This is a genomic window from Rufibacter sp. JT20002 (genome assembly GCF_056491185.1).
The window spans coordinates 148,932-173,346 of record NZ_JBSZJY010000002.1 but is presented as its reverse complement, the minus strand read 5'-3'; the positions used below and the strand labels follow the sequence as shown (position 1 = coordinate 173,346).

17 protein-coding genes are annotated in these 24,415 nt (G+C 49.8%); 11 read left to right on the top strand and 6 right to left on the bottom strand.

What is annotated here, in order from left to right; all coding sequences use genetic code 11:
• Positions 1 to 12: 12 nt before the first annotated feature.
• From ACW9SV_RS10155 to ACW9SV_RS10145, 3 genes are all read right to left on the bottom strand, one after another.
• The gene (locus tag ACW9SV_RS10155) at positions 13 to 588 is read right to left on the bottom strand and encodes a DUF3109 family protein (protein WP_479556651.1); all 576 of its coding nucleotides are present in this window, start codon (positions 586 to 588) and stop codon (positions 13 to 15) included.
• 131 nt (positions 589 to 719) lie between these two features.
• A complete protein-coding gene (locus ACW9SV_RS10150) occupies positions 720 to 860 on the bottom strand; it encodes a hypothetical protein (RefSeq protein WP_479556650.1) in 141 nt (46 codons plus the stop codon).
• Positions 861 to 951: 91 nt separating this feature from the next.
• Positions 952 to 1,119 carry a hypothetical protein gene (locus tag ACW9SV_RS10145; protein WP_479556649.1) on the bottom strand — a complete coding sequence of 56 codons (168 nt, stop codon included), beginning with the start codon at positions 1,117 to 1,119 and terminating at the stop codon, positions 952 to 954.
• Positions 1,120 to 1,629: 510 nt separating this feature from the next.
• On the opposite strand from ACW9SV_RS10145, the gene ACW9SV_RS10140 reads away from it, so the two are divergent.
• The 9 genes from ACW9SV_RS10140 (at position 1,630) to ACW9SV_RS10100 (ending at position 15,927) form a co-directional block, all read left to right on the top strand.
• Positions 1,630 to 2,379: a hypothetical protein gene (locus ACW9SV_RS10140; RefSeq protein WP_479556648.1), complete on the top strand. Its 750-nt coding sequence runs from the start codon at positions 1,630 to 1,632 to the stop codon at positions 2,377 to 2,379.
• Positions 2,380 to 2,432: 53 nt separating this feature from the next.
• Entirely contained in the window at positions 2,433 to 5,225 is a 2,793-nt protein-coding gene (locus ACW9SV_RS10135; protein ID WP_479556647.1) for a carboxypeptidase-like regulatory domain-containing protein, read from the top strand.
• Entirely contained in the window at positions 5,225 to 6,361 is a 1,137-nt protein-coding gene (locus tag ACW9SV_RS10130) for a DUF4249 domain-containing protein (RefSeq protein WP_479556646.1), read from the top strand. Before ACW9SV_RS10135 ends, ACW9SV_RS10130 begins: the two co-directional genes overlap by 1 nt.
• Positions 6,362 to 6,374: 13 nt before the next feature.
• On the top strand, positions 6,375 to 8,849 hold the full coding sequence (locus ACW9SV_RS10125; RefSeq protein WP_479556645.1) for a hypothetical protein: 2,475 nt from the start codon (positions 6,375 to 6,377) through the stop codon (positions 8,847 to 8,849).
• Positions 8,850 to 9,120: 271 nt separating this feature from the next.
• Complete coding sequence (locus ACW9SV_RS10120; RefSeq protein ID WP_479556644.1) at positions 9,121 to 11,358, top strand: ATP-dependent helicase; 2,238 nt, start codon at positions 9,121 to 9,123, stop codon at positions 11,356 to 11,358.
• Between the two features lie 216 nt (positions 11,359 to 11,574).
• Complete coding sequence (locus ACW9SV_RS10115; RefSeq protein ID WP_479556643.1) at positions 11,575 to 12,234, top strand: DUF4290 domain-containing protein; 660 nt, start codon at positions 11,575 to 11,577, stop codon at positions 12,232 to 12,234.
• Between the two features lie 6 nt (positions 12,235 to 12,240).
• The gene (gene murA, locus ACW9SV_RS10110) at positions 12,241 to 13,545 is read left to right on the top strand and encodes a UDP-N-acetylglucosamine 1-carboxyvinyltransferase (RefSeq protein WP_479556642.1); all 1,305 of its coding nucleotides are present in this window, start codon (positions 12,241 to 12,243) and stop codon (positions 13,543 to 13,545) included.
• A gap of 168 nt (positions 13,546 to 13,713) precedes the next feature.
• Positions 13,714 to 14,517 (top strand): DUF4349 domain-containing protein, encoded by an 804-nt coding sequence (locus ACW9SV_RS10105; RefSeq protein WP_479556641.1) that lies wholly within the window; start codon positions 13,714 to 13,716, stop codon positions 14,515 to 14,517.
• A gap of 162 nt (positions 14,518 to 14,679) precedes the next feature.
• The gene (locus tag ACW9SV_RS10100; RefSeq protein ID WP_479556640.1) at positions 14,680 to 15,927 is read left to right on the top strand and encodes a serpin family protein; all 1,248 of its coding nucleotides are present in this window, start codon (positions 14,680 to 14,682) and stop codon (positions 15,925 to 15,927) included.
• A 112-nt stretch (positions 15,928 to 16,039) separates the two neighbouring features.
• Here the strand turns inward: ACW9SV_RS10100 and ACW9SV_RS10095 are convergent, their stop codons facing one another.
• Positions 16,040 to 17,215: a THUMP domain-containing class I SAM-dependent RNA methyltransferase gene (locus ACW9SV_RS10095; protein ID WP_479556639.1), complete on the bottom strand. Its 1,176-nt coding sequence runs from the start codon at positions 17,213 to 17,215 to the stop codon at positions 16,040 to 16,042.
• Between the two features lie 231 nt (positions 17,216 to 17,446).
• On the opposite strand from ACW9SV_RS10095, the gene ACW9SV_RS10090 reads away from it, so the two are divergent.
• Complete coding sequence (locus ACW9SV_RS10090) at positions 17,447 to 18,742, top strand: sugar MFS transporter (RefSeq protein ID WP_479556638.1); 1,296 nt, start codon at positions 17,447 to 17,449, stop codon at positions 18,740 to 18,742.
• A 148-nt stretch (positions 18,743 to 18,890) separates the two neighbouring features.
• A complete protein-coding gene (gene murB, locus ACW9SV_RS10085; RefSeq protein WP_479556636.1) occupies positions 18,891 to 19,910 on the top strand; it encodes a UDP-N-acetylmuramate dehydrogenase in 1,020 nt (339 codons plus the stop codon).
• A gap of 157 nt (positions 19,911 to 20,067) precedes the next feature.
• Here murB and ACW9SV_RS10080 read toward each other — a convergent pair whose 3' ends face one another.
• The gene (locus ACW9SV_RS10080; protein ID WP_479556635.1) at positions 20,068 to 21,888 is read right to left on the bottom strand and encodes a T9SS type A sorting domain-containing protein; all 1,821 of its coding nucleotides are present in this window, start codon (positions 21,886 to 21,888) and stop codon (positions 20,068 to 20,070) included.
• A gap of 114 nt (positions 21,889 to 22,002) precedes the next feature.
• Positions 22,003 to 24,411 (bottom strand): endonuclease MutS2, encoded by a 2,409-nt coding sequence (locus ACW9SV_RS10075; RefSeq protein WP_479556634.1) that lies wholly within the window; start codon positions 24,409 to 24,411, stop codon positions 22,003 to 22,005.
• Between the last annotated feature and the right edge of the window lie 4 nt (positions 24,412 to 24,415).

The following is a 24,415-nucleotide window of genomic DNA, read 5'->3' as shown; positions in this document are numbered from 1 at the left end:
TAGGTCTTGCTCTTACTTCGCTAAAGCTTCTTTGCTTACCATTTCATCTAACTCCTGGAACCACTCTTCACCATATTTCCGGATCAAAGGCTCTCTGAGGAATTTGTAGACGGGTACGCCCAACTCCTGCCCGAAAGAGCATGCCGGGTTGCATATTTCCCAGCGGTCATAGTTCAGAGCTTCAAACCCATCGTACTTGGTAATCCTGATGGGGTATAGATGGCAGGATATAGGTTTCTTCCAAGATATTTTCCCCTCAAGGTAGGCTTGTTCAATAGCGCATTTAAGGGTAAAGTTATCATCATAGATGGCGTAGGCACACTCGCGGTCACCAATGGTGGGGGTGCTGTAGTCGCCTTCAAAATCTTCCACGAAAAGCCCTTGCTCCTCCACCGCCTTAATGCCTTCCTGAGACATATACGGTTTCACGTACTCGTAAGCTTCAGCCAAGATAGGTAGTTCTTCTTTTTCTAAAGGCGCTCCTAAATCTCCTTCCACGCAGCAGGCACCTTTGCATTTCTCCAGGTTGCAGACAAAGAACTTGTCTTTAAGGTCATCTGAGAGAACGGTATTTTGTAGTACAATCATGAGCTATTTCTTACAGCAGAAAGACAAAAGTACCGTTATTTAAGTTCGGCCGCAAAAAGCGGAATAAGAATATGAGATAACAGAAAAGCAGCCCTTTTGAGACTGCTTTCTTAATAAAAGGTCAAAAACGGCTAAGCTTCCATTACCCAGGCAAATGCCTTTGCTTCACTGTCAAAGAAGTGCGTGTCAAAACCCACAGCATTACTGCTTTTCATGAAGATATTTTCAATAGCCATCTTGTTGAAAATATCAGTAGACACGATCACAGCCATGCGCTTAACTTTTCCTTCTTTGGAGAATTGCGGTGCCCACTCCCGCGCCGTCCATTCCTGGTCAGAAGGCCTAATGGCTTTGGCATTGGTGTTATCCCCTAATCCAGCGGGTAACGGTTTTTTGCTTTACCAACTGAAGATAGATGCCTAAAATCTGGCGGTATTCCTCGCTGTTGGCAAATCCCTGCCACTGGGTACGCACTAATTGTAGGTCCTCATCATAAGTAATGAGGATCTTATCATTCTTGAAATATTCCATCCTTCTTGTTGTCTGTCTGTTTGAGGCTCCTGCAAAACTGGCTACATCTGCCATGAAAAGAAGTCACGCTCTTCTTGGGTAGCGTCTTGCAATTATGTTACCAAGTTCCTTCAATGCCGCCCGAAAGGCTACATAAAGCTTATTATTTGAAATTCGTTGGATGTGCTCAACTCACATCTGAAATAGGTGTGAGTAACCAAGAGAAGGCCTAAATTGTTCAGAAAATTACTTTTTTCAAAGTAAATACTTTGTTAAGCTGAATTATAGCATTATTTGTTTATAAAAGTCGAAGAACAAGGCCCCGTTACCTTTAGTAGGAGGTCTGCTTAACACAACCTGTAGAATATACTACCTAAGGGAATAGAAAAAGAATCCTCCTTTCTTGATCAATTACCTCTCCCCGATTTGCCTTTTACCTCAATTTCTTTCCTGATTAAACATAATAAGAATTTTTGTAAGGAAAATATAATAAATTGTCAATTTTAAAGCCCTACTTAGCAAATCCTTATTATGTCACATCCTGTAGGAGTCAGATTCCTGTGTCTGGCGGCCTTATTTACCTTATGCATTCCTGAGGTATTTTCTCAAAGCATCAAAGTTGATGTTTCTGCTACCCAGGCCGCAGTTGACTACCCGGTGAGCCTTTATCAGCAGGCCACCAAAACTGAGTCTCACCTCTTCAATGGTCCCGAGTATGTAGATTATCGGAAACTGCACCGGGAGGGGCACCAATTCTTTATGCAGGACTTGAAAATCAATGGGCAAGTGCACTATGACGGTGCTTTGTACACCGATGTTCCCATGCTCTATGACTTGGTTAAAGAAGAATTAGTCATAGTGACAAACGGGTTTCTACTACAAAAACTGATCACCGAAAAGGTGGCTTCCTTCACCATGAACAATCACATGTTTGTGCGCCATGTCTCTAAAGACTCGTTGACCAACACCTCGCTGCCCACCGCTTTCTATGACGTGCTTTATGACGGAAACACCCAGATGCTGGTCAACCGGAAGAAGTTGAGAGAATTTGTCATCAAAGACCTATTAGAAGTAGAACGGTACACCTCAGACAATAAATTTTATATCAAGAAAGACACTACTTACCACCAGGTGCACAGCGGCAAGTCTGTTTACAAAGTATTCAGTGACAAAAAGAAAGAACTTAAAAAGTTTGCCAGAACCAAGGGTTTCAAATTCAGGAAACAACGGGAAGAGGCAATACTGGCCCTTGTCCAGCTTTATGATTCTCTGTCTAGGTAAGATGACCTACGTTTCGCTCGCTCCCATTCTCCCCTAAAACTGAACCCTCTCCAATGACCCAACTTTACCGCATAGCCTTTCTGCTTGCCGTCTTCTTTACTTTTGCCATAGCCCAAAGTAAAGCCCAGACGGCTCCAGAAACACTCCTGACCCTGCAATTGAAGGAAGCTTCTTTGGAGGATTTGATCCGGGAGGTGGAAAACCAATCAAAGTACCGGTTTTACTTTGAACCTGCTGCCATAGACAGCTTCAAAGTGAATGTCCAGGTTACCCAACAACCACTCAAAGCAATTTTGGAACAGGTGCTGCAAGGCACCAACCTTCGGTTTGCCATCACTTCCCAGAACGATGTGGTCATCACGGAAGGCAAAGAGTTTTTGGCGGACTTGCCCAGTGATTTCTTCAAAAGGCAAGAGACGCAGGCTCCTACCAAAAGCCTGGCAGGCGAGAATCCGTTGACAAAACCGTATGTGGCCGGCGAACAGGATAAGAAGAAAGCAGTCTCAGAGGCCAAACTTTACGTCATTGGCATCAAACGCGAAAATGCCACCGGCAATGCCAACTTGGCGGGCCACCTCCGGGATGCAAAATCAGGGGAGCCCATCATTGGGGCTTCTGTCTACATCCAGTCTCCCCTGCTGGCCACTACTTCAGACCAGTATGGGTACTTCTCCTTGACCTTACCGGTAGGCCAGCATGAGTTGCTGATCAGGGGCATCGGGATCAAAAACTCTAAGCGCCGCATTGCCTTGTACTCAGACGGTAAGTTGGACATTGAGATTGAGGAAGACGTGAGATCGTTGAAGGAAGTATTGGTGGAGGCCGAAAAAGACCGCAACGTGGCCGGGATGCAGATGGGTATGGAACGCCTGGACATGCGCGCCATTAAACAAGTGCCCACTGCCTTCGGGGAAACGGATATTTTGCGGGTGGTCCTTACATTACCGGGTGTAAAATCTGTGGGGGAAGGCAGCACCGGCATGAACGTACGCGGCGGCTCCACGGACCAGAACCTCATCCTGTTCAATGATGCCACTATCTACAACCCCTCCCACTTGTTTGGCTTTTTCTCCGCGTTTAACCCAGACATAATTAAAACGGTAGAGCTGCACAAAAGCAACATTCCGGCCAGGTACGGTGGAAGGCTTTCCTCGGTACTGGAAGTCACCACCCGTGACGGTAATAAGAAGAAATTCGCCGGATCAGGAGGCATTGGGCTTTTGACCAGCCGGTTAACCTTGGAAGGCCCAATCACCAAGGACAAAACCTCCTTTATGGTGTCTGGCAGGAGCACGTACTCAGACTGGCTGCTCAAGAAACTTCCGCAGGAATCGTTTAAAAATAGCTCGGCTTCCTTTTATGATCTCAATGCCCAGATCAACCATGAGTTTGACAGCAAAAACACCCTGTACATCTCGGGTTATTTAAGCAAAGACAAGTTCAGACTGGGCAGCGATACGCTTTATTCCTTCACCAACCAGAACGCCAGCGCCAAGTGGAAGCATATCTTCCATAATAAACTATACAGCGTGCTCACGGGGGCTTACAGCCATTATGATTACGGGGTGAATTCTGAAAACAACCCTGTAAACGCCTCCAACATGACCTTCAACATGAACCAGGCTAACCTGCAGGCCGACTTCAATTATTTCCTAAACACCAAGCACACCATTGATTTCGGGGCCAGCTCTATTCTGTACAACGTATCGCCGGGCAGCCTGAAACCAGTAGGGTCAGAGTCGCTGGTGAAGGAGGATGTGCTGCAGCGCGAAAGAGCCGTGGAAAGTGCCTTATATGTCTCAGACCAGATTGACATTTCCCCCCGGTTCTCCGTGTACCTGGGACTTCGGTACTCCCTGTTCAATGCACTGGGTTCAAGGCAGGTCTATACGTACGCACCTAACGTCCCTAAATCCGAAAGCACCATCCTGGATACCGTATCTTACGGTTCAGGCAAGGCGTTCGCCACCTATCATGGCCCCGAGTACCGGGTTTCTGCCAGGTTGGGTTTGACGGATCATTCCTCGGTGAAGGCAAGCTTTAACCGGATGCGCCAGTACATCCACATGCTCTCCAATACGGCCACCATGTCCCCTACCGACACCTGGAAGCTAAGTGACGCCAACATCAGGCCTCAGGTGGGCGACCAGGTCGCCTTGGGGTATTACCAGAACTTCAGGGCCAACACCGTGGAGTTCTCGGTGGAGGGATACTACAAGAAAATGAAGGACTTCCTGGATTACCGCAATGGAGCCACCATCATCCTGAACCACCACATTGAGACCGATGTCGCCAATGCCGAGGGGAAAGCCTACGGAGTGGAAGTCATGCTGAAGAAATTGACCGGTAAACTCAACGGGTGGGTAAGCTATACCTATTCCCGCACCCTGGTCCGGCTGAACAACCCACAAGTCTCGGAACTGATCAACCAAGGGAAGTGGTACCCCAGCAATTTTGACAAACCGCATGATGTGACCCTGATCAGCAACTACCGGTTCAGCCAGCGGTTTAGCACCTCTTTGAACTTCACCTACAGCACCGGCCGCCCTATCACCTTGCCCATTGCCAAATACACCGATGGCAACGTGCAGCGCATCTTCTACTCTGACCGGAACCAGTACCGGGTGCCTGACTATTACCGGGTAGATTTTGCCATGAATATTGAAGGCAACCACAAAGTCAAAAAGCTGGCCCACAGCTCCTGGACCTTGGCAATTTATAACCTGACCGGCCGCAAGAACCCTTACTCGGTGTACTTCAGGTCTGAGGACGGCGCCATCAAAGGCTACAAGCTTTCCATCTTTGGGCAACCCATACCTACCATCACTTATAACTTTAGATTTTAATGCTGTTTTATAGAAATTGCCTCAAAAGCGCCCTGTTCTTCCTTACTCTCTTGGTGTTTGCCGCCTGTGAGGAACCCTACACCCCCGAGGTGCTGGAAGGGCAAAACAATTTTCTGGTGGTAAGTGGCTTTATCAATAGCGGTGGTCCCACTACCATTAAACTCTCGCTCACCCAGAACCTGTCTGACAACAGCGCCCCCGCCACCGTAGTGAACGCCACGGTAACGGTGGAGGAAGAAAACGGGACAACCTTCCCCCTCCGAGAATCATCGGCCGGAACGTATACCAGCCCCAACTTACACCTAAACCCCGCCAAAAGATACCGGCTCGCGATCAAAGCGGGTTCAGGGAACTATGCCTCTGACTTTGTGGAGGTAAAGCAAACCCCGCAGATTGACTCAGTAGGTTGGAAAGCAGAGAATGGCAGCTTGCAGATTCTGGTGAACACCCACGATGACCAGAATAAAACCCTGTACTACCGCTGGGAATTTGAGGAAACCTGGGAATACGCCTCCTTCTATTACTCTAACCTGGAAATCAGAAACGGGCAGATTGTGGAACGCACCAACAACATCAATCTTTGCTGGCGCTATGATAACTCCACCGCCATCAACCTGGGTAATACCGTGAAACTCAGCCAAGACATTGTCAGCAATTTTCCCTTGGTCAAAATACCGGGAACTTCAGGGAAACTGGACCGGATGTACAGCATTCTGGTAAAGCAATATGCCCAGTCAAAGGAGTCTTATGAATACTATGAGGCTTTGAAAAAGAACACCGAAAGCATAGGTTCTCTGTTTGATCCGCTTCCCACCCAATTAACGGGGAACATCCGCAACACGACCAACCCGAGCGAGCCGGTTATTGGCTTTATTAATATTTCCTCCATGACAGAGAAACGGATTTTTGTGACGAACGCAGAGCTTCCCCCGGGCTTTCATTCACCGCGCGGTTCCTGTGTTCTGGATACTGTGAAAGCCGGGACTGAAGGCCAGTACTTTTCCGGGAGCACCAACCTCCCCATTGACAGGCTCTACTCTAACAGCAGAGTGTTCATTGGTTACTCTGCGTCTTCAAAAGCCTGCGTAGACTGTAGGGTGTACGGTTCTAATGTAAAACCAGATTACTGGAGATAACCTTAACGGCAGCATGAAAGCACAACCAAAAACAAAAACCCCTGCCAGAAAGGACTCTCTTCTGAAATCCCTTCTAAGCCTCAAAAACCCAAAAGCCTGCTATGCTATCGCTTTAGGGGTTCTTCTTTTCCAAGGCAATCCCCAGCAAGCCGCCGGCCAGGTCAGATCTTTCCAGAGCCTCTTAGTTGATTTCAAGGAACATGGGATTAGATCCTTACAGGAGAAAGTATTCCTGCACCTAGACCGCCCCGCGTACGCCGCCGGAGAAACCATGTGGTTTAAAGCCTACTATGTAGAGGGTACCAGACACCAAATGCTGAACATGAGCAAAGTAGCCTATGTAGAAGTGCTGGACAGCGGCCACAAACCCCTTCTTCAAGGCAAAATAGCCTTAAATGAAGGCACGGGCCAGGGTTCCTTTACCTTACCAGTGACCTTGGCATCAGGAAATTACCGGGTGCGGGCCTATACCAGTTGGATGAAGAACTTCAGCCCGGAGTTCTACTTTGAACAGCCCGTCACCATCATCAATACTTTTCAATCCTTAGGCCTGAAACCCTTAGGGGACACCGCCTCTTTTGCCATCCAGTTTTTTCCTGAAGGGGGCCAGCTGGTGCAGGGGCTTCCGTCTAAAGTGGCGTTCAAGGCCATTAACTCCAAGACCGGGAAAGGCGCTCAGTGCTCTGGAGAAGTCTTGGATGCCTCAGGGAAAGTGGTTACCACATTTCAACCTGGCAAACTGGGGATCGGGAACTTCCGGTTTACACCCACTGGTTCCGGCGACTATACGGCGGTGGTTAGATTCCCCGGCGGCAAGGAAATCCGCCAGAAGTTGCCCAACGTACAGGACCAGGGATACACGCTGCAGGTAGAAGAGGGCCAAACTGGCGAGTTACAGCTTCTTACCCAATCCACACAACAGCAACCTGAGTCCCTCTATTTGCTTGGCCACACCCGTCAATTGGCGGTAGTAGCGGCTACGGCCACTCTGGAAAACGGAAAGGCCTTATTCAAAGTGGCGAAAGATTCACTGCCCGCGGGTATAACCCATTTCACGGTGTTCAACAGTCAGCAGAAACCGGTGACCGAACGCCTGTTTTTTAAATTACCGACAACGCAGCTGGAGATTGAAACGGTTGTTAACAAAACCCAGTTTGGCACCCGGGAAAAGGTTACGGTAGACCTCCTTTCCCAATCCGCGCCGGGCAAAACTATTTCAGCCAACTTATCTTTAGCTGTCTTCAAGGCCGATAGTTTGCAGGCGACTGACTTGGCAGATATTAGATTATATCTATACCTTACCTCAGACCTGAAGGGAACCATTGAGAACCCTGCCTCCTACTTTACCCAAGTTGGTCCACAGGCCGAGGAGGCCCTGGACAACCTGATGCTGACCCATGGCTGGAGCCGCTTCACCTGGCAGGAAGTATTGAACCCCAAACCGGATCTTTATGCCTTTCTACCAGAGGTGAAGGGGCACTTACTCCAGGGCAAAGTAACCCATGCGGTCTCGGGAGCCCCGGCTGGAGGAATTCGGACTTACCTGGCCTCGCCGGGGAAAAACGTCCAGTTCTACAGTAGTGTCAGCGCCGAGAACGGGGCAGTGTTGTTTGATGCGCAGGATTTCTTCGGGCCCAAAGAAGTGATCATGCAAAGCAATTTCCTCAAAGACAGCACCTATCATTTCCAATTGCAAGATCCGTTTTCAGAGAAATACTCCAAAACCCCGCTGCCTTCTTTTGACGTGTCAGAAAGCTTGAAAGGAGCCATTTACCAGCGACACCTAGATGTTCAGGCCCAGAACATCTACTTTGAGAAATTCCTGAACCGGTACAGAGCCCCGGGCGTTGACAGCCTGCCCTTTTATGGCAAACCTGACCAACACTATTTCCTGGATGATTACACCCGTTTCAAAGTAATGGAGGAAGTGATGCGGGAGTATGTACCAGGTGTAATGGTGAGAAAGCGCCGGGACGGTTTTCACTTTCTGGTGATGGACCTTCTTAATGACCGGTTTTTCCAGGAAGACCCATTGGTTTTGCTAGACGGGGTTCCGGTCTTTGACATCAACAAGATCATGGCCTTTGACCCTTTGAAAGTGCAGAAACTGGACGTGATGACAGGTAAATACTACAACGGGTCACTGGTATCAAGCGGCGTGGTGAGTTATACCACCTACAAAGGTGACTTGGCGGGTTTTTCGGTAGATACCCGGGCCTTGTTGCAGGAGTATGAAGGCCTACAACTGCAGCGGGAGTTCTATGCCCCTACCTACGAGACCGAAGCTCAAAAATTAAGCCGCCTCCCCGATTGGCGCAACCTCCTGCACTGGTCTCCCACCATCCAAACCGGCCAGAACGGCAAAGCCAGCACCTCATTCTACACCTCTGACCAGGCCGGCACCTACACCATTGTGGTACAAGGCCTTACCAAAAACGGGCTCCCCGGCAGCAAAGTCATCACCTTTGAGGTGAAAAAGCCCCTTTAAAAAATTTAGCTTTAACTCTGCAAGTTATTTAAAGCCTTGTTTCCGGAAAACACCCTAAAGAGAGCTCCTTCATCTGGTAAAGAAGGAGCTCTCTTTTTCCTTAAAGGCCGGGTTTCCTACCCCCAGGCAGGTTTGCAGAATGTCACCTTCAACTTTAAAAGCCAAAAGACATTTAACTTCCATAATCTGGAATGGGGCTGAAAACGGTCTCTGATAATGCGACTTTATTCCGTAATTTTGTGTTCTCCCTGAAGAAAGAATATTTGTGAGCATGGATTACCTGAAACTCCTGAATGAGTCACAGCGAGCCGCTGTTTTAAATACCGAAGGCCCTTGTATGATTATTGCCGGGGCGGGCTCCGGCAAAACCCGGGTGCTTACCTACCGCATCGCGCACTTACTGGAGAAAGGCGTTGATCCGTTCAACATTCTCTCCCTCACCTTTACCAACAAGGCTGCCAAAGAAATGCGGGAGCGGATTGAGAAAGTGGTAGGCCCTGAGGCCAAGAACCTTTGGATGGGAACCTTCCACTCCGTGTTCTCGCGCATTCTTCGGGCCGAGGCTCAGAAAATAGGCTATCCCAGCCACTTTACCATCTATGATTCTGATGACTCCAAAACGCTCATCCGGAACATAGTGAAGGAGATGAACCTGGATGATAAGCTCTACAAGCCCAACATGGTGCTGGGGCGCATCTCGGCAGCGAAAAACAAATTGATCTCCGTAGCCCAGTACCTGCGTGACCCCGCCATCCAAGCCGATGACGAGGCTGCCCTACGCCCGAAAATTGGCCAGATTTTCAAAATGTACGCCGAACGGTGCTTTAAAGCCGGGGCCATGGATTTTGACGATCTGCTCTTCAATACCAACGTGCTCTTTAGAGACCACGTGGATGTCTTGAACAAGTACCAGCACATCTTCAAGTACGTGATGGTGGATGAGTACCAGGATACCAACTACAGTCAGTACCTGATCACCCGCAAGCTTTCCGCCAAAGACCGCAACATCTGCGTGGTAGGTGATGATGCCCAAAGTATCTACGCTTTCCGGGGGGCCGATATCCAGAACATCCTCAACTTTGAGCGTGACTATCCAGAATTGGAGGTGTTCAAACTGGAGCAGAACTACCGCTCTACCCAGCACATCGTGAAAGCGGCTAACTCGGTAATCAAGAACAACAAGGCCCAGTTACGCAAAGACGTTTTCTCCCAGAACGAGGAAGGACAGCTCATTGACGTAATCAAGGCCAGTTCAGACAACGAGGAAGGCAAACTGGTGGCCCACGCCATCTTTGAGGAGAAGATGAACCAGCACCTCTCCTACGAGGACTTCGCCATCTTGTACCGCACCAACGCCCAGTCAAGGGCCATGGAAGAGGCCTTGCGCAAGATGAACATCAAGTACCGCATTGTGGGTGGCCTGTCGTTCTATCAGCGCAAGGAAATCAAGGATTTGATCTCGTACCTGCGTTTGGCCATCAACCACAACGATGAGCAAGCCCTGCGTCGCGTGATCAACTACCCGAAACGCGGTATTGGTGACACCACCGTGGAAAAACTGATTGTGACCGCCAACGAAACCAACCACAGCATCTGGGAAGTAGTAAGCCACGCAAACCAGTTGGTGGGCGGCAGAGCTGGCGCTGCCATTGGCGAGTTCGCTACCAAAATCAAAAGCTTTGCGGTCATTGCTCAGGAGAAAGATGCTTTTGAGGCGGCTACCTATATTGCTAAGCACTCTGGCCTGGTAGATGACCTGTACGCCGATAAATCGGTGGAGGGATTGGCCCGCTACGAGAACATTCAGGAATTGCTGAACGCGATCAAGGAGTTCGTGGACGATCCGGAGAAGGATGACAAGTCGCTGGCGCTGTTCCTCCAGGACATTGCCCTGCTTACCGACTCTGACACCAAAAAAGAAGAGGAAGGCGAATACGTAACCATGATGACCATCCACTCGGCAAAGGGTCTGGAGTTCCGGAACGTGTTCATTGTGGGAATGGAGGAAAATTTGTTCCCCAGCCAAATGATGCTGCAGTCCCGCGCTGACTTGGAAGAGGAACGCCGCTTGTTCTACGTGGCCATCACCCGGGCCGAGAAAAAGCTGACCCTCTCCTACGCTACCAGCCGCTACCAGTGGGGGAACCTGCGGGCCGCTGAGAAAAGCCGCTTCATTGACGAGATTGACCCTACGTTCCTGAACTTCAAGTTTGGTGATGAGCGCGGGCCGTTTGAGAAAGTGCTGCAGCGAAAAACCCCAGCGGCGCAACTCATCAGCCCGGCTAAAAAGACAGCCGCTGCCCCGTCTTATACGCCGCCTACAGACTTCACCCCCAGCGACACGTCTAACCTACAGACCGGTATGCGCGTAGAGCACCCTAAATTTGGGTTTGGCACTGTAACTAAAATGGATACCCAAGGAAACTCCACCAAAGCCATTATCGAGTTTGAGGGCGTGGGCGAGAAAACCCTGCTCCTTAGTTTCGCCAAACTTCGCATTCACGCGTAAATCGTTGCGTAGCATCCGTTTTTCGGTTTCTATAAAAGCACTGATTTAGGGCTGTTTTGTAAAAACAGCCCTAAACTATGTTTGGCAGAATTGCCTTTGCAGAGCCCTGAGCGGGTGATGTAAGAAATACTGCAATTTTTTCGTCGCTCAACGGGATACATGCTACGCGATACCCATTAAATTTCTAATTTTGATCTTGAAACACATTCCATCACCATGGTAGCCAGTTCCACTTTTAAACAAGAGCTTTTGCTGCGGGAGTACGGCCGTAACGTGCAGAACATTGTGCAGTACATCCTGACAGTGGAAGACCGAGGCAAGCGTACGCAGTTGGCACAACTGCTCGTGAACCTTATGGGTCGATTGAATCCTAACGTGAAAGACATTCAAGATGCGCAGCAGACCCTTTGGAATCACCTGTACGTAATGTCTGACGGCAAGCTGGACGTGGATGCGCCTTTCGCGCTAAGCGCCATGGAATACCTCAATGACAAGCCGCAGCGGGTAGATTATCCGGTCCAGAACCCCAAGTACAAGCACTATGGCACCAACCTGGAGCGTCTTATTGACAAGGCCAAGCAAATCAGTGACCCGCAGGAACGGGAGGGCGCCATCATCTCCATTGGCAAACTCATGAAAGTCCTGTACCGCACCTACAACAAAGACAGCGTAACCGATGAGGTGATCCTGGAGAACCTGCGCGAACTCTCCAAAGGAGAACTGGACCTTGATTCTTCGCTTCTGGAAAAAGGCAATCTTTTTGAAAGTACCGTCAAAGCCCCGCAAGGCCCTGGCAACAACTTCCAGAACAACCAGAAGTACAAGAACAACAACCAGAACAAAAATCAGAATCAGAACCGAAGTAAGAATAAATAAGAACGCATGGCTTCTTTTGAAGTAATAGGCGGCCGGACTTTACACGGCGAAATTATCCCACAGGGAGCGAAAAACGAGGCATTGCAGATCCTTTGCGCCGTGCTGGTCACCGCAGAGCCGGTGATTATCTCCAATATTCCCAACATCAGGGACGTAAACAAGCTGATTGAGCTGTTACGGGACATGGGCGTAGACGTGGAGCAAACCGCGCCAGACACCTATATCTTCAAAGCGGAGAACGTGAACCTGGATTACCTCTCCACTGATAAGTTTATTGAGCAGGCACGCGCCATCCGGGGATCAGTGATGATCCTGGGACCTATGCTGGCTCGTTTCGGGGTAGCAAAATTGCCTAAGCCGGGTGGAGACAAAATTGGTCGCCGTAGACTGGATACGCACTTCCTGGCTTTTGAGAAGTTAGGGGCCAAGTTTACCTATGATGCCAATGACAGTTTCTACCACCTGGAAGGCAAAAACCTGAAAGGGACGTACATGCTGTTGGATGAAGCATCGGTAACTGGAACGGCCAACATTGTGATGGCCGCCGTTTTAGCCGAGGGCATCACCACCATTTACAACGCCGCCTGTGAGCCGTATCTGCAGCAGTTGTGCAAGATGCTGAACCGCATGGGTGCCAAAATTAGCGGCATCGGGTCTAACCTGCTCATCATTGAGGGCGTGGAGAAACTAGGTGGTACCGAGCACCGCATGTTGCCAGACATGATTGAGATTGGCTCTTTCATCGGCTTAGCAGGGATGACCGGTTCTGAAATCACCATCAAAGATGCCCAGATCCGTGAATTGGGTTTGATCCCTGATACTTTTCGGAGATTAGGCATCCAGATGGAGTTCCACGGCGATGACATCTTCATCCCGGCGCAAGACCATTACGAGATCGATACCTACATTGACGGTAGCATCCTGACTGTTTCTGACCATACCTGGCCTGGCTTCACTCCTGACTTGCTGAGCATCGCCCTGGTGGTAGCTACGCAAGCCAAAGGAACCGTGCTCATTCACCAGAAAATGTTTGAGAGCCGCTTGTTCTTCGTGGACAAACTGATTGACATGGGCGCGCAGATTATCCTTTGCGATCCGCACCGTGCCACCGTAATCGGGCATAACCGTCAAGTATCGCTGCGCGGTATTTCCATGACTTCTCCGGACATCAGAGCGGGCGTGGCCTTATTAATTGCCGCCCTCTCTGCCGAAGGCCGCAGCGTGATCCATAACATTGAGCAGATTGACCGCGGTTACCAAAACATTGATGGTCGCTTAAATGCGCTGGGTGCCCAGATCACCCGCCTGTAATCAACTCATTGACATAATTAAAAAGGGGAGCTAGGCAACTGGCTCCCCTTTTCTTTTGGATCTATTTCCTGAAAAAGAGCCCTGAAACGAAATCAGGGGCATTGTTATTGTCCATTTTTGAAGGGTTACCTTTCTGCCGTTTAGCGGATTAAAGAGAAACGCTGGCCTATGAAAACCATCTTCTCTCCCCTCTCCCTCCTATGTATTTGCACCGCCTTGCTCCTGAATGGCTGTGAGGCAAAAAGGGAAGCTTCCTTAAATGAAACCGCCGCCCAATTAGACATGGTGGAAAATTCTACTGCTGAAGGCAAAGCCAAACCTACAAAGCAGGAGCATGTTATCCGCCAGGCCGAAGTTCGGTTTCAGGTGAAAGATCTCGCCGAGAGTACCCAGCGGGTGGAGCAGGTGGTTACCCAAATGGACGCTACCCTCGCCAACACCACCCAGCACCAAAGCGACGACACCCACACCACTGATTTCGTGATCCGGGTACAGCCTGAGAAATTCAAGCCTCTGCTCCAGCAACTGCAAAATGAGAGCATCAAACTGGACACCCGCACCATCTCCACCGATGATGTAGGTATGGAGTACGTAGACCTGGAGGCCCGAAAAAAAGCTAAACTGGCCGTAGAGCAGCGGTTTATGGGTTTGCTGAAGGAAGCAAAGACCATTCAACAAATCTTGGAAGTGGAGCGCCAGATTCAGGCAGTACGGGAGGAGATTGAAAGCGCCGAGGCCCGCCTGCGCTATCTGCAGAACCAGACTTCCTTTAGCACGATCAAGTTATCTATGTACCAGATTACGCCCGTTACTGCCCCAGAAGAACCAGGCTTTGGGACCAGGCTCCTGGAGGCGATGAGTACCGGTTGGGAACTGTGGTTGTCGTTGGTAGTAGCACTTTTCTACCTTTGGCCAGTTTGGCTTGTAGGGTTGGGCATTCTGGTGTACCTGCGCAAAAGAAACGTCGCTTAGCTTTAAAGGTCTTTTCCGGAAAACTGGCTTAAACCTCTTTTTGCCGGCGTTTTCTGAAAAGATTTTTAAAAACGTTTCTTCAGGGGTGTCCCATGCAACCTCCCAAGGGGAATAAGGGTCTTCTTTTCAGAAACCCTTCCTGAACATCTTAGCCGTACACCTATGAACAAAATTTTCCTTAAATCTTCTTGGCTTGGCTTAGCCGCTACCCTTCTCTTGCTTTCAACAGGATGTGAAAGCGAGGAGCCCAACCCTGGCAGCAACCTTCCAAACCTCCGGCCTTTGACAGCGCAGGAAGCAAAGACTGTGGTGGGTTCCAATGAGTTTGCCTTCAAGTCATTTGCCCAGTTGAGCCAGTTGGAAGGAGAAAGCAAGAACGTCTTTATCTCTCCCCTGAGTTTGAGCATGGCCTTAACCATGACCTACAATGGGGCAGCCAACGGCACTAAGGAAGCCATGAAGCAAACCCTGGGCTTCGGCGACGCCTCTGACGAGCAGATTAATGAATCTTTTAAAAGCTTGTCTGAGTTGCTGGTGGGCATAGACCGCGAGGTACAATTTACTTCGGCCAACTCTATCTGGCTAAACCAGAATTACCAGCTGCTGGCCCCCTTCGTCTCCACAAACCAGGAGTACTTCAAAGCCACGGTAAAGCCTTTGGATTTCTCCTCCCCCGCAGCTAAGAACGAGATCAACAATTGGGTGAATGAAAAAACCAACGGAAAGATCAAAACCATTGTAGAAGAAGTAACCCGAGATTATCTGCTTTTCCTGGTCAACGCTATCTACTTCAAAGGGGCCTGGACGTACTCCTTTGACAAGAAACTCACGCAGAACCGACCTTTCCGGTTAGAAGATGGTTCCACTCTGTCGCACCCATTCATGACTCTGCGGAATGCCAAGTACCAGACTTACCAGGATGACTCTAAACAAGTGTTTGACCTTCCTTACGGAAACGGCCAGTACAGCATGACCATGATAGTGCCAACAGGCCAACGTACCATAGACGACCTTATGCCAGAGCTTTCCGGAGCAAATCTGGCTTCGTGGCTTTCAAAAGCAAACCCGTCTACGTTGGAACTGCACATGCCAAAATTCAAGCTGGAACTTAAGTATGAAGACAATATGAAAACCATGCTGCAAAACCTGGGGATGGGCGTGGCTTTCTCTCAACATGCAGATTTCACCCGCATCTTTGCCGATGGAGGGATCAGCATTTCAGAGGTAAACCATAAAACCTTTGTGGAGGTGAACGAAGAAGGAACCGAAGCCGCTGCCGCTACGTCAGTGGGCGTAATCTTCACGTCCCTTCCACCCTCCCATTTGATAGACAAACCTTTTGTTTTCCTTATTCGGGAGAAGTCTACCAACGCCATTCTGTTTATTGGCCGTTTAATGAAACCAGAGTAGAAAACAGAGCTTTGGATAAGAAAAAGAAACGGGAAGCAAGGCACAGATTAAAGAGCTGGCCTTGCTTCCCGTTTCCTATATAAATCTACTTAAAAAGTAAATCTCTGGTTACCTACTCAGCTTTCTCTCTTTTGCTGCCTCGGTAAAGCTCGTACTTGAATAGGCGGCATTCAATAGGCCCGTTGTACAAAGGTATTCTGCGGGAAGGCTTCAGCCCGATGTATTTGGCCGCTTCCAGGTTACCCGTGAAGATGCAGGCATCCCAATCCTGGAAGTTGGACTTCAACGTGTCTCCGATCATTTTGTAGAGGCCGTTGATCTCGCTTTCCTCACCAATCCGTTCACCGTAAGGAGGGTTCATGACCACCAGGCCTTGGTCGGCGGGTTTCACGGCTTCCTTAAAATCCAGTTCTTTGATGCGCACGTACTGATCCAGTTCGGCGTACTCCAGGTTCTGGAAGGCCGCCTCCACAAAATCGGGGTCCACGTCTGAGCCGAAAATATCTACCTCCACCTCGGCATCTTCCTGGGCAATGGCGTCCTGCAGTACGCGCTGGTATAAAGCCGCATCATAGTCAGGCCAGCGCATGAATCCGTAATCTTTTCGGTACACGCCAGGGGCGATGTTGTGCGCCAACATGGCGGCCTCGGCCAGGAATGTTCCCGATCCGCACATAGGGTCGTATAATGGGCTTCTTTTGTCCCATCCGCTCAACAGCAAAATGCCGGCCGCCAGCACCTCATTCAAAGGGGCCACGTTTGTTTGCTGACGGTACCCGCGGCGGTGCAGTGAGTCACCTGATGAATCCAGCGCCAAGGACACAATGTTCTCGTGCATATGTAAATTAATGCGAACGTCGGGCGTGGTTACGTCAATGTTGGGCCGTCTGCCGGTTTTCTCCCGGAACTGGTCTACAATGGCGTCCTTGGTAAGTTGTGACACATACAGCGAGTGCTCAAACGTGGAGCGCGACACCACCGTGTTGATGGCAAAGGTATCATTCAGGCTCATGTACTTGTCCCAGTCAATCTCACGTACTTTCAGGTAGAGCTCCTTTTCATCACGGGCCTTAAACTGGGCAAACGGCTTCAAAATTCTGATGGCAGTGCGGCACCAGATATTGGCCTGGTACATGAGGTACTGGTTTCCGCTGAAGGTGACCGCCCGCACCCCTACTTTCACATATTGGGCTCCCATATCCCGGAGTTCCTGGGCCAGTACTTCTTCTAAACCCGCCAGGGTAGTTGCCGTCATGTTGAAATTACCCGATGATTTTGCTTTGGCCATAATGCGTGATGTAGAAGGTGTGCGTCTGTTTAAGGGCGCAATTTCGGAAAAAAAGCAGGGACAACAGCAGGTTTTGCCCTACACCTTTCCTCGGTTTGACTTATATCTTGCCAGAACTTGGTAAAGCAGCCAGACAAGGGTAAAATTTGTAAACTTTCGGGGCAGAATGGCTTACGGCAAAGAGATATTTCCTAATATTGGTAATCGTGGAAAACCCATTTTAACTCAACTATGTCAAAAGTAGTGTCTACTCCTTCCTCCTCGGGCCAAGTGCAGGCTCCGCAAACAAATTATGCCCGCGCCATGGCCATTATTGGCGCGCTGTTCTTTGTTTTCGGGTTTGTGACTTGGCTTAACTCCGTACTGATTCCCTATCTGAAGATTGCCTGTGAGCTGACCAACTTTGAGGCCTTTCTGGTAACGTTTGCCTTTTATATTGCCTACCTGGTGATGGGTGTCCCGGCTGCCTGGGTTCTGAAAAAAACGGGATTCAAAAAAGGAATGTCGGTTGGCTTGCTAATCATTGCGGCTGGCGCTTTGATCTTTATCCCGGCAGCGATGACCCGCACGTACGCTTTGTTTTTATTAGGCTTATTTGTGCAGGGAACTGGTTTAACGGTTTTACAAGCCGCGGTGAACCCTTATGTTTCCATTATAGGCCCAATTGAAAGTGCTGCTAAGCGCATCAGTATTATGGGTACATGCAACAAATTAGCAGGTTCAGCGGCTCCATTCATCTTAGGAAGCATTTTATTGGCAGGCGCAGATGAATTGGTAACCAGTTTAGAAACCATGGATGCGGCCCAGAAAGCCGCTGGCTTAGATGCCCTTGCCTCACGCGTAATCACCCCCTACCTGATCATCATGGGAGCCCTTATTTTATTGGCGGTGTTTACCTGGTTTTCTGGTTTGCCTGAAATAGATACGGAGCATGAAAACGAGACGGTTGCCGCGGCAAATACTGGAAAAACCAGCGTTTTCCAGTTCCCGCATTTAGTTATTGGGGTAATAAGCTTGTTCTTATATGTAGGTGTGGAAGTTATGGCCGGTGATACGGTGATCAACTATGCCTCCAGCCAAGGTGTTCCGCTGGAAGAAGCGTCTCGTTTTACTACCTTCACGTTATGGGCTATGATTATTGGGTATGGCTTTGGGATTGCCGCTATTCCTAAGTATCTGAGCCAACAGAGGGCTTTGCAGATCTGCGCCATTTTAGGAGTGGTTTTCGCATTAGCGGCCATTTTCACCGATGGTTATGTGTCAGTGTTGAGTATTTCCCTGTTAGGTTTGGCTAACTCCCTTATGTGGCCTGCCATCTTCCCACTGGCCATTGCTGATTTAGGCCGCTTCACTAAAATTGGTTCTTCGTTGTTAATCATGGCCATTGCCGGTGGGGCGTTGTTGCCGCTTCTGTATGGGTATTTAGCTGATGTGGTGAACCCCCAGCAAGCCTACTGGATGATGGTACCTTGCTACCTGTTTATCTGGTATTTCGCTGCCATCGGGTACAAAATCAGAACCAGATAAGATAAATCTTTTTCAAGGCTGGTTTCATAAACCAAGCCCTAAACCGGGAAAGCCACCTCTGCAGGGGTGGCTTTTTCTATGGCGCCAACTCTCTACTGATTTCTCTGTGCATTTCCGTACTTTTGTACCATCACTCCAATTTCCTCTCATGAATATTCAAAGAGAAGCCTCGTTGCAGCCCTACAACACGTTTGGGATAGACGCCAAAGCCCGTTTACTGGCGGAGTTCACCTCAGTGGAGGAACTCAGGCAACTGCTTCAAAACCCCGAGATCCAGAACCTGACTAAGTTGATTCTGGGGGGTGGCAGTAACATCTTGTTTACCCAGGATGTAGAGAGCGCCGTGCTTCTGAACCGGATCAAAGGCATCACCCAGACGGAGGAACCCGATGGCAAGCATGTTCTGGTGAAAGCCGGAAGCGGGGAAACCTGGCATGAACTGGTGGTGTACACGTTGGAACATGATTTAGGCGGCATTGAAAACCTGTCGCTGATACCAGGCACAGTGGGTGCGGCTCCCCTGCAAAATATAGGGGCTTACGGAGTGGAACTGAAAGACACTTTTGTTTCCTTGGAAGCCCTGGAGATTGAGACTGGTGAAGTGGCTACTTTCAACAAGGAACAATGTGGTTTTGGGTACCGTGAAAGCGTTTTCAAGAAAGAGGCGAAAGGCAAATACATTGTCACATCCGTTACCCTCAGGCTTACGAAAGAACACACGTTCAACACTTCCTACGGAGCCATACAGGATACTTTGGCCCAGCAACAGGTAAAGGAGTTGAGTTTAAAAGCCATCAGTGAGGCCGTTTGCCACATCAGAAGAAGCAAGTTGCCAGACCCTGCCCAAATTGGGAATGCTGGCTCCTTTTTCAAAAACCCCGAAATTCCGCAGGCTTTATTTGAAATCCTGAAGGCGCAGTATCCTGGCATTCCCGGCTATCCGGTTACTCCCGAGACAGTCAAAGTCCCTGCTGGGTGGCTTATTGAGCAATGCGGCTGGAAGGGCAAAGTGCTAGGGCAGCATGGCGTGCACAAAGACCAGGCGTTGGTGCTGGTGAATTACGGAGGAGCCGCGGGCAATGACGTGAAGGCCCTGGCCTACGAGATCATTAAATCAGTGGAGGAGAAATTTGGTATATCGCTTACCCCAGAGGTGAACATCATTTAAGCAGAAAGGCGGTAAAGCCATTAATGCCCACGGCAGAATGTTACTCAAACAACTTAATAAATAGCGAAGGCTAGAGAAATACCTACAGCCTTCGCTATTTGATTTATGCCTGTTTTTGCAAAACAAGGCATAAAATATTCTCTCCTGCTTATCCACTTTACAGTTTAATTATCTTCTGAACCTGCTGTACGCTACCATTTTGCAGTAAAAGGGTGTAAGTTCCCGCTGGAACCGTAGCGAGCGATACTACTTGTTTACCAACAGGAGGAAACACCACCATTTGCTCATGAACGGTAACGCCCAAGCTGTTCACCAATCTAAAAACGTACTTTCCTTTCTTCACGCTAGGAGCTGCCTCCAGGGTAATTGATTGTGACACCGGGTTAGGATAAGTCCTGATTTCAGCCTGCATTTCCAATTCTTCCTTAGAACCAGAAAGGGTGTTCTCTAACTTCACCAGAAAAGCATCAGTATTCTGCCCCTGAGCCGATCTAGTGACGGGCATCATCCCATCGGCGTTGAAGTTCAGCGTTCCCCCAAAGGCACCTGCCATGTAAATTTTGAAAGCATCCAGCAGTAGGGCGGTACTTACCTGATCTTGGGCATTTCCGATGGACCTGGCCCAGACAAAACCAGTCTGGCTTAAGCCATACTTGAGCAGCAGCATGTCCCTTTGCCCGGCATTGGATTTGATTACCGGGAAGGGGCTATGCGCAGGCTGGCCATTGTGGGAAGCGTACAGGTTAACGTCGGTTTGGGTATCAAAATAACCAGTGGCATAGAGCCCCGATTGATCCACCGCTAGATCTGTCAGGTAGTCTTTTCCGGCGCCACCCACTCCATGGAGCCAAATCGTTTTGCCGGTAGTATAGTCAAACTTGGCTAAAAACGCATCGTTTTCACCTTTGCAGCCCAATTGCCAAATACCATTCTGTGTCGACGGGAACTGGATGCCGAACTCCGAGGCGGCATTGGTAGAAAACCATCCAACCATGTAAATACCGGTATTATCCAGGGCCAGGGCGTTTACCCAAGAAAAGGTGAAAGTACCTTGGGTTTGCTCTAACCAGTCCAATTCTCCGGTACCTGGATGGTAGCGCGCCCAGAAGACGTTCCGGCTGCCGCCCTGGCTGGAGATCACCTCAGGCCGGGTACCGCCCAGGTTAAAGTCGGCTGAACCGGAGAACACCCCGCCCACAAATAGCCCCTGGTCATTGGCTGCTATGGCACTAATGGCCTCTCCGTTCACCCCTCCTACCCCGCGCCACCAGGCGGTGGTACCATCCTGGCCATTCAGTTTCATCAAGAACCCATCAGAACTACCCTTGCTAGATTTAAGCAGCGCCGTTCCGCCGGTGTTAAAGTTCAGTTCTCCCGAAAACACGCCGGAAACAAACAGCTCTCCGTGCGACGTAGCCATTCTAACATTGTACACTCCATTGCTGGCCAGGTCTCCCAAGATTGGTTTCACCCATTGAAATTCGGCGTTCTCTAACGCATACTTCGCCACAAACCCATTGGGAGAATAGCCCGATTGTCCGCTCACATCAGGTCCCGTTAAGTTTGCCGGGGTTCCGCCTGGATTGAAATTCAGTTGTCCCCTAAACAAGCCGGAAATGTAGATGGCAGTGGGATCCACCACCAGGTCCAGGTCTTCTGCCAAACCCGTTCCAGTTATGGTCTTTACCCATTCCAAACTCCCGTTAGAAGTGTATTTGGCAATAAAGGCGCTCTGGGCTCCCGTGCTTTGGAAGGTAGTGCTTTCCATCTGAGCGCTCCCCTGAAAAGTGCCTGCCATGTACACGTTTCCGGCAGGGTCTTTAGCAAGCGCCGTGGCAAGGCTATGAAGAGGATTGGTGGATGGTGCGCCTTCTAGGGTTTGCATCCAAAGAACGTGCGCAGAGGATTGGGAGTAAGTCTTTAGAGGCAGCAGGTAAAAGGTGAACAGAAGTACCAGCGCGAAAAGAAAAGGCTTCATAGAAATGAATCTTGGATTTAAGATTAGATTATAAATTCAAAGATTCCTATATAAACAAAAAGGTTGCATGTCAGGGACATGCAACCTTTAAGAGTAAGTTAAATTTAACCTTTATTACTTCAGTACGATGACGGAGACCCCGTCGCCTCCCCGCTCCACATGTTCATCGGAGACGCTGGCCACTTCCCGAAGGGTGCGCACATAGTCCCGAATGATCTGTTTCAAGATGCCGTTGCCGCGTCCGTGAATGATTTTCACCTCAGGCATGCCCAGCATGATGGCATCATCCATGAAGTTCATGACGGTGGTCAAGGCTTCCTCAGCGCGTTGTCCGCGGACGTCCAGCGTGTACTGGAAATCGGCCATGCGTTGGGTAACGTCTAAGCCTTTGGACGGAGCCACGGCGGTTGCCAGTTCCTTTTCCTTCTTGGCTTTTTCGCGCACCACGTTCGGGTCAGGACGCTCTAATTTCTCCAGCTTCACAATCGTCTTCAGTCCACCGAAGCTCACTTCCGCAGTTTTGCCTTTGACCGCCAACAGTTCACCCACAGAGTCCTGCCCAATTAAGGCCACGCGCTCGCCCGGCTGTAATGGTCCGGTCGGTACTGAGCCGTTTCGTTTAAACACTGGCTTCGGTTCTGGCGTGAGCTTTTCTTTGAACGCATCCAATTGCTGACGGGCTGCCTTGGTTTGCTCCTTGTCGGCCTGGCTCCGCTTGATCTGCTCAATGGTGCTCTCAATCTGCTGGTTCGCATCTTTCAGAAGCAGCTTGGCCTGGCCTTTTGCGGTCCGGATAATGTCTTGCTTGCTTTCCTCTAAGTGCTGTTTCAGAGCGGTATATTCCTCTACCTGCTTCTGCAGTTTGCGCTCGTGTTTGGCCACGGCTGCGTTCTTGCGTTCCAGGTCGGTTTTCTCCTGCTCCAGTTGCTCCAGCAATTTGTCGTAACGGATCTTCTCCTTCCCTACCAGTGTACCGGCCTTGTCAATGATGTTCTTCGGCAAGCCGATTTTACGGGCGATTTCCAAAGCGAAGGAAGAACCCGGTTTCCCGATTTCCAGTTGGTACAGCGGCTGCAGCTCAGCAGGGTTATAGCGCATGGCACCGTTCACAATGCCTTCGTTCTTCTCCGCGAAGTTCTTCAAGTTGGTGTAGTGAGTGGTGATCACACCAAACACTTTCTGCTGGTGCAATTGCCCCAACACCGCCTCGGCAATGGCGCCACCCAACGCTGGCTCAGTACCTGTACCAAACTCGTCAATGAGCACCAGTGACTTTTTATCTGCCAGCAACACAAATTGTTTCATGTTCTGCAAGTGGGAGCTGTAGGTACTCAGGTCGTTCTCAATGGATTGCTCATCGCCCATGTCCAGGAAAATATCGCTGAACAAACCAGCCTCTGAACCTTCGTCCACCGGAATCAACAAACCGCATTGCAGCATGTACTGCAACAGACCGGCCGTTTTCATAGCCACCGATTTACCCCCTGCGTTTGGCCCCGAAATCAACAGAATACGTTGCTCCTGATCCAAATCCAGTGACAAAGGCACGGCTTTCTTGCCCTGCGCCTGTAAGGTCAGGTGCAGGATGGGATGACGAGCGTTTTTCCACTTCATGACCGGACGCTTGTGCAGCTCTGGCATAATTGCGCCAAGCTTGTTTGCCACCACCGATTTGGCCCGGATGAAGTCCAGCAAAGCCAAAAACTTATAGGCACTACGCAGACCCGGTAAATGATGGCGTACCTGGTTCGTAACAGCCGTTAACAACCTGATCAACTCACGGTGGTAGGCATTCTCCAGGTCCTTAATGTCGTTGTTCAATTCAAATACGCTCTCCGGCTCCAGGTACACGGTTTGGCCCGTGGCTGATTCATCGTGAATCAAACCCTTGATGCGGCGCTTGTACTCGGCAATCACTGGTATCACCAATCGACCTCCTCTGATGGTAGGCTCAGCATCACCTGGCGTCCAGCCTTCATTTTTGGCGTGGCGAAGGATGCTGCTGATGGTCTTGCGGAGCTGGGTCTGCTGGCCTATGAGGTCCCGCTTTACACGCTGCAGTTCCGGGGAGGCGTCGTCTTTTACGTTACCGTTATCATCCACCAGTTTCTCCAGGGCTGACACCAGCGAACGGTCTACCTCCACACCTTCAGTCAGGGCTTTCAATGCCGGGTACTCCCCCTCCTCAGACTCCACAAAGAAGCCTAACGCCTGACGGATAGCCCGCAAGGACATTTTCACCTCAAACACACCACGTACTTCCAGGAAAGAACCTTCCAAGGCAGCCCGGTTCAGGTGCTCGGTGACATCAAAATAGTAGCTGGACGGAAAATCTTCACCAGAGCGCAAGATGTTGGCAAACTCGTGCGTTTGCTGCAACAGGCGTTGCACCAGGTCAAAGCGGTCCAGGAACGACACGCGCTCTACGAACCTCCGCCCCAGCGGACTTAAACAGGCCTCAGACAACATCTCTCTGATTTGGCTGAATCCTATCTTTTGCTCAAAATTTGATGGATATATCAAGTCT

Bases quoted from the DNA above. Each gene is read 5' to 3' on its own strand.
- ACW9SV_RS10155 (WP_479556651.1), bottom strand. From the start codon at position 588: ATGATTGTACTACAAAATACCGTTCTCTCAGATGACCTTAAAGACAAG.
- ACW9SV_RS10150 (WP_479556650.1), bottom strand. From the start codon at position 860: ATGGCTGTGATCGTGTCTACTGATATTTTCAACAAGATGGCTATTGAA.
- ACW9SV_RS10145 (WP_479556649.1), bottom strand. From the start codon at position 1,119: ATGGAATATTTCAAGAATGATAAGATCCTCATTACTTATGATGAGGAC.
- ACW9SV_RS10140 (WP_479556648.1), top strand. From the start codon at position 1,630: ATGTCACATCCTGTAGGAGTCAGATTCCTGTGTCTGGCGGCCTTATTT.
- ACW9SV_RS10135 (WP_479556647.1), top strand. From the start codon at position 2,433: ATGACCCAACTTTACCGCATAGCCTTTCTGCTTGCCGTCTTCTTTACT.
- ACW9SV_RS10130 (WP_479556646.1), top strand. From the start codon at position 5,225: ATGCTGTTTTATAGAAATTGCCTCAAAAGCGCCCTGTTCTTCCTTACT.
- ACW9SV_RS10125 (WP_479556645.1), top strand. From the start codon at position 6,375: ATGAAAGCACAACCAAAAACAAAAACCCCTGCCAGAAAGGACTCTCTT.
- ACW9SV_RS10120 (WP_479556644.1), top strand. From the start codon at position 9,121: ATGGATTACCTGAAACTCCTGAATGAGTCACAGCGAGCCGCTGTTTTA.
- ACW9SV_RS10115 (WP_479556643.1), top strand. From the start codon at position 11,575: ATGGTAGCCAGTTCCACTTTTAAACAAGAGCTTTTGCTGCGGGAGTAC.
- murA (WP_479556642.1), top strand. From the start codon at position 12,241: ATGGCTTCTTTTGAAGTAATAGGCGGCCGGACTTTACACGGCGAAATT.
- ACW9SV_RS10105 (WP_479556641.1), top strand. From the start codon at position 13,714: ATGAAAACCATCTTCTCTCCCCTCTCCCTCCTATGTATTTGCACCGCC.
- ACW9SV_RS10100 (WP_479556640.1), top strand. From the start codon at position 14,680: ATGAACAAAATTTTCCTTAAATCTTCTTGGCTTGGCTTAGCCGCTACC.
- ACW9SV_RS10095 (WP_479556639.1), bottom strand. From the start codon at position 17,215: ATGGCCAAAGCAAAATCATCGGGTAATTTCAACATGACGGCAACTACC.
- ACW9SV_RS10090 (WP_479556638.1), top strand. From the start codon at position 17,447: ATGTCAAAAGTAGTGTCTACTCCTTCCTCCTCGGGCCAAGTGCAGGCT.
- murB (WP_479556636.1), top strand. From the start codon at position 18,891: ATGAATATTCAAAGAGAAGCCTCGTTGCAGCCCTACAACACGTTTGGG.
- ACW9SV_RS10080 (WP_479556635.1), bottom strand. From the start codon at position 21,888: ATGAAGCCTTTTCTTTTCGCGCTGGTACTTCTGTTCACCTTTTACCTG.